This window comes from Sabulicella flocculans (assembly GCF_045449635.1).
In the GTDB taxonomy this organism is placed as follows: domain Bacteria; phylum Pseudomonadota; class Alphaproteobacteria; order Acetobacterales; family Acetobacteraceae; genus Roseococcus.
Map to the genome: position 1 here is coordinate 1 of NZ_JBJJBR010000055.1, position 1,060 is coordinate 1,060.

Here is a 1,060-nt window from a genome sequence, read left to right on the forward strand (position 1 = left end):
CCAGGTGCTGCGGCGCGAGGGCGCGCGCTGGGTGGCGCAGGCCACCTTCGATCCGCTCGACCGCGTGCGCGCCGGCCTGCTCGAAGGGCTGCTCGCGGCGCTGGCCGGCTCGGTGAACACCGTCCGCATCTGGGACTGGCGGCGCGAGTTCCGCACCGGCGACCCGCGGGTGCAGGGCGACGTGCCGAGCGGGCCTTTCTCCTACTCGGACGCCACCATCTTCACGGACGGCACCGGTTTCGTGGTCGGCTCCGGTAACCCGGCGCTCGCGGCCGGCGCGCCGCGCGGGGCGCTGGCGATCCAGACCGGGGGCTGGTGGCCGAACGGCGTCGCGGTCAGTGCGGGCGACCTCATCGGCCTGGCCGGGCGGCTCTATATCGCCACCGCAACGGTGACCGCCGCCGGTGCGGGCACGGCGACGATCCCGATCGCGCCGCCACTCCGCGAGGCGCTGTTAATCAACCAGCCGCTGGTGCTGACCAGGCCCACCGTCGCCATGCGCCTGGTCTCCGACGACGAGGCCGCCAACCCCACCCGGCCGGGGCGCTTCACCGCGATCACCATCCGCCTGGAGGAGGCCCTGTAGTGTCCGACACCCACGGCACGCCCCGGCTGTCGCCACACGCGGCCGCCTCCGCCACCTCGCCGGTCGCCGCCCCCGTGGTGCTGGTCGAGCTCGACTTCGCCGCTGGCCCTTTCCGCGCCTGGACCGGGCTCGGTCAGCTGCACTGGGCGGGGAAGGTGTTCGAGGGCGTGGGCTCGATCGGCGCCGTCGGCGAGGTCGAGGAGACGGTCGAACTGCGCGCCGTGCGGCTGACGCTGGCACTGTCCCCCGTGCCGCAGGAGGTGGTGGATATCGCGCTCGCCGAGCGGAGCTTCCGGCTGCGGCCTGCCAGGCTGTGGGGCGCGCTGCTGGACGCCGAGGGCGCCTTCGTCGCGGATCCGTTCCCGCTCTGGGCGGGGCTGATGGACACCATGGAGGTGACGGACGGCGCGGAGCCGCGCGTCGGGCTCACCTGTGAGAGCCGGCTCGTGGACCTCGAGCGCGCCGAGGTGCGGC

At 74.6% G+C, this 1,060-nt stretch carries 2 protein-coding genes; both read left to right on the forward strand.

From position 1 onward, the window contains the following. A partial coding sequence (locus tag ACI6QG_RS19555; RefSeq protein WP_407026257.1) for a hypothetical protein occupies positions 1-586 on the forward strand: 586 nt, incomplete at its 5' end. After that, positions 586-1,060 (forward strand): hypothetical protein (locus ACI6QG_RS19560; RefSeq protein WP_407026258.1); only part of this gene is annotated, 475 nt, incomplete at its 3' end. The genes ACI6QG_RS19555 and ACI6QG_RS19560, both read left to right, overlap by 1 nt.